Annotated in this window: 4 protein-coding genes; 1 reads left to right on the forward strand and 3 read right to left on the reverse strand. The window is 71.8% G+C overall.

What is annotated here, in order from left to right:
* Positions 1–50 precede the first annotated feature (50 nt).
* The gene (locus D7V97_RS40910) at positions 51–470 is read left to right on the forward strand and encodes an STAS/SEC14 domain-containing protein (RefSeq protein ID WP_147445198.1); all 420 of its coding nucleotides are present in this window, start codon (positions 51–53) and stop codon (positions 468–470) included.
* Between the two features lie 87 nt (positions 471–557).
* Here D7V97_RS40910 and D7V97_RS40915 read toward each other — a convergent pair whose 3' ends face one another.
* The 3 genes from D7V97_RS40915 to D7V97_RS40925 all read right to left on the reverse strand — a co-directional run bounded on the left by D7V97_RS40915 (position 558) and on the right by D7V97_RS40925 (position 3,884).
* Positions 558–983, reverse strand: coding sequence for a hypothetical protein (locus tag D7V97_RS40915; protein WP_233583556.1), 426 nt, complete (start codon positions 981–983; stop codon positions 558–560).
* Positions 984–1,261: 278 nt separating this feature from the next.
* Positions 1,262–2,554 (reverse strand): serine/threonine-protein kinase, encoded by a 1,293-nt coding sequence (locus tag D7V97_RS40920; RefSeq protein ID WP_199729151.1) that lies wholly within the window; start codon positions 2,552–2,554, stop codon positions 1,262–1,264.
* A gap of 115 nt (positions 2,555–2,669) precedes the next feature.
* Positions 2,670–3,884, reverse strand: coding sequence for a serine/threonine-protein kinase (locus D7V97_RS40925; RefSeq protein WP_120615971.1), 1,215 nt, complete (start codon positions 3,882–3,884; stop codon positions 2,670–2,672).
* Between the last annotated feature and the right edge of the window lie 60 nt (positions 3,885–3,944).

The raw sequence follows: 3,944 nt of genomic DNA on the forward strand, positions 1-3,944 counted from the left end.
GTCGTAGGGTGGAAGGGAAGCCTGACTTCTGGGCTGGGGGGAGTGACCAAATGGATCAATCACGCGAGTGGACGTGCGGAGCGCATCGCATCCGCATGCTGGCGCCGGACGCATTGCATACGAAGTACACGGGCGTCGTGGGGTTGCAGGACGCGAAGTGGGCCCTGCGCGTCTATGAAGAGATGGCGGCGCACGGGCCGTTCTACCTGGTGGCGGAGGTGCCGGGCTCGGAGCTGCCGGCCGAGTCGCGCAAGTACCTGGCGAACCACGTGCGCGCGGAGTGGATGCGCTCGGTGGTGTACGTGGGGTCGGACCTGTCGCAGCGCGTGGTGGGCAAGGCGATGTCGGTGGCGATGTTGCTCACGGGCCACGCGGCCAGCTTCGACACGGTCTTCGTGGAAACCATGGAGCAGGCGCAGGCGTGGGTGGACGCCCACCGGTTGGAGCACGCGCCCCGCCGCGTCGGCTGACCTGGGGGCTGGAAACGCGGCACGGGCCAGGACGGGGCGGTGTGCCCGGCGTCTGGCCCGTGGGTGGAGACTTCAGGACCGCCTGCTTCAGTGCTCCAGATACCGGTCCGGGTGGCCGTCGAAGTAGGCGCGCGGGAGTGGGTTGGTGCCCGCGTCGCTGCGGGGCCCGTCACCGTCCGAGATGTCATCGAGCGCGGCCTCGGCGTGGCGTGCGCGTGGGTCATACGGGTGGACGCCGCTGGCTTCGCGGGGTGTGAGGTCGCGGTCGTCCCCGTCGCTGGCCTCGCGGGGGCGGATGCCCTTCTCGTCGGCTTCGGTCAGCTCGGGGCGGGGCGGCTGGTCGTCGTCATCGTCGGTGTCGCGGCCCTGGTGGACGGTGCGGTCGGCGGCTTCATCGCGGGGGGAGGAGGGAGTGGAACCCTGGCCCTCGCGGGAGGACGGCTGCGTGTCGGGGCGCCCGTAGAAGTCCTCGGTGGGCTGAGTGGGAGCTGAGCGCTTGTCGTTGTCGGCCATGATGGATTCCTCCGTCCGACTGAGGGTCGTAACGGTCCGGGTGTCCGGCAACCTGCTTCGGGGGCGACCATGGGGAGGCTGGAGGGCAGGCGACCAGGCATCGAGGCCCTCCTGTGCGTGGCGTCCGGGCGACACGCGGGGAGGCCTCTGGTGAGCGTGGATGCCTGGGTGGAACTTCTGTCGATGTCTGGGGTTCAGGAGGGAGCGCGGGCTGTCTGGATTTGACGTGTTCCGCATCAGGTCTGGCTGCGCCCTGCTCTGAAACCCTTGCAGCGGGTTCACACCGGTTCGTGACTGTCATCCTCCAGGTCGTCGTCCTCCAGGCTCTCCTCATCCGGCCCGGCCAGCTCGTCCAGCCCCGCCGCGTCCACGGGCAGGGGCTCGTCGTGCACGCTGGGCGTCACGTCCTCACCTCCGAGGAAGGGCGGCGGGAGGATCGGCTCGGAGGACATCGCGGCCTCGTCGGAGGTCAGCTCCGCCGGGTGCAGCCCTCCCTCCAGCAGCTCCGCCTGGTTGCGCCGGCCGGTGGCCTCCCGGGCCGCCTCCGCCACCTCCTCCGCCGCGGCCTGCCGTCCGTAGCCGGGCGCGTGCTCGCGCAGCCACTCGCGCAGGACCGCCGCCAGCTCCGCCGCCGTGCTGAAGCGCTCGGCCGGGGACTGGCGCAGCGCCTGGACCACCACCGCCCGCAGGCCCTCCGGCACGTCGCGCGCCAGGTGCTCCACCTCCCTCGTACCCACCAGCGCCATCCGCGCCGCCACCTCCGTCAAGGGCATCCACGTGGGCCCCTGCGCCTGCACCTGCGGCAGGTCCGGCGGCGGCGGGGGCGCCGCGTCCCCCAGCGTCAGCGGGTGCGTGCCCGTCAGCACCTCCAGCAACACCAGCCCCAGGCTGAACAGGTCGCTCCGGGCGTCCAGCGGCTCGCGCCGGAGCGCCTCCGGTGACGCGTACGCCACGTCCCCCTTCACCAGCGGCCGGCTGGTGATCTCCCTCCCGGGCAGCGTGGAGAAGGCCGCCGTGAAGTTCGTGAGCTTCACCTCCCCGTGCACGCCCAGCCGCAGGTTCCGGGGGCTCACATCGCGGTGGACGATGCCGAGCGGCCGGTTCCACTCGTCTCGCAGCGTGTGCGCGTGGTGCAGGGCCTCCGCCACCTCGGAGACGACCCATGCGGCGAAGGCCGGGGACATGGGCTTGCGGCGCATGGCCACCAGGTTGAGCACCGTGTCCAGCGACCGCCCCTCCACGTACTCCATCACCACGTGCGGCACGCCCCGGTACGCCTTCAGGTGGTAGACCTTCGCGATGCCCGGGTGGTTGAGCCGGAACGTCAGCTCCACCTCCTCCACCAGCCGCCTGCGCTCCACGAAGCCGGACGGGTTGCGCAGCCGCTTGATGACCACCGGGCCGCCCAGTCCTCCCCGGTAGCGCCTGCGCGCCAGCATCAACAGCTCCCCGGTGGCGCGCACCTCCAGCTTGCGCACGAACTCGAAGGCCGTGCCTCCCACCGTGAACAGCACGCGCGGCCGGCGCGGCACGCCTGGAATCTCCTCCGTCGTCGTATCGGGCGTCTTCATGTCCTGCCTTTCAACCCTGGGGGTCGAGCGGGAATCGCTCAACCCCGCAGGTAGCACAAACCCTGTCGTTGGGAAAACCTCCAGGGTCGTCTGGAAACTGGAGGACGTGCAGGGTTCAGTCGTCCCGGCGCAATCCCAGACGCCGCGCCCACCGCGCCCACAGGCGCCGCCACGCGAGCCGCCGGGCCACGAGCCAGGGCATCGGCGGGGGCTTCGGCGCGGCCAGCCCCAGGGAGGGGCCCGAGACGGGCACGCCTGCCCCGGGCGAGCTGGAGTGGGGCGCGGCGCCCGGGGCCCGCCGCTCCGACGCCCGGGCCCAGCGGCGCATCTCGCGGGCCTCCTCGTTGCCGTCGAAGAACTCGTCGGACTCCTCGGTGACGGCGTCGTGGGGCGGCGGGGACTTGAACAGGGGCGTGTCCCAGCTGGCCGGGGCGCGCTCCAGCACGGTGTTCAGGTCGCCGTAGAGGTCCGCCCCCATCTGGTAGCGCTGGGACACGTCCTCGCGCAGCAGCCGCTCACAGATGTCGCTGAGGGCCCGGGGCACGCGCGGGTTGATGGCCCGCGCCGAGCGGCCCCGCGTGGTGTGGATGCTGCCCAGCATCGCTTCGGCGGGCAGGTTCGCGGCGTAGGGGAAGTCGCCCGTGAGGACCTCGAAGAGGACCAGCCCCAGCGCATAGAGGTCGTCGGTGGGCTGGTACACGTAGCGGGCCATGCCCTTGGGGTGGCGCAGCCAGTAGCGCAGCAGCTCCGGGCTGCGATAGCTGGGCGTGCCCGGGGGCGGCCGGCCGTCGGTGATGTGCGCGGCGCAGGCGTGGTCGCTGGAGCCGAAGTCCACCAGCACCGGCCGCTCATCCGATGCGCGCACGATGATGTTGCTGCCCTTGATGTCGCGGTGGCGCACGCCCGCGCGGTGGATGAAGTCCAGCGTCAGCGCCAGCTCCGCGAACAGGCGCGCCACCTGCCGTGGCGTGGGGCGGGATTGCAGGGCCCAGTCCGACAGCGTGGGCCCCTCCACGTAGTCCATCACGAGGAAGAGGTAGCCCGTGCGCGGGTGCGGCCAGCGGTGGTAGCCGCGCAGCGCCACCACGTTGGGGTGGGCCATGCGGTGCAGGACGCTCACCTCCTTGAGCGTGCGCGCGTCCACCTGCGAGCCGTCCTCGGAGTCCTGGGGCCCCTGGAGCGCGAACTTCAGCGCCACGGGGAAGCCCCCGGTCTCCGCGAGGAAGACGGTGCCGTAGCCACCCGTGGCCAGGCGCTTGAGCAGGCGGTAGCTGCCCACCACTTCCTGGGGCTGGAGGAGCAGCGGGTGGCCCTCGATTCCCAGGCTCATGGCGAGGGCCTCCGGGCGTCCCAGGGGCGGGACGGGGGGACAGGATGTGGAGGGTTCAAT

The sequence above is a fragment of the Corallococcus sp. CA053C genome, from assembly GCF_003611675.1.
GTDB lineage: Bacteria > Myxococcota > Myxococcia > Myxococcales > Myxococcaceae > Corallococcus.

Coding starts and splice junctions, on each gene's coding strand:
- D7V97_RS40910 (WP_147445198.1), top strand. CDS start 51: ATGGATCAATCACGCGAGTGGACGTGCGGAGCGCATCGCATCCGCATG.
- D7V97_RS40915 (WP_233583556.1), bottom strand. CDS start 983: ATGGCCGACAACGACAAGCGCTCAGCTCCCACTCAGCCCACCGAGGAC.
- D7V97_RS40920 (WP_199729151.1), bottom strand. CDS start 2,554: ATGAAGACGCCCGATACGACGACGGAGGAGATTCCAGGCGTGCCGCGC.
- D7V97_RS40925 (WP_120615971.1), bottom strand. CDS start 3,884: ATGAGCCTGGGAATCGAGGGCCACCCGCTGCTCCTCCAGCCCCAGGAA.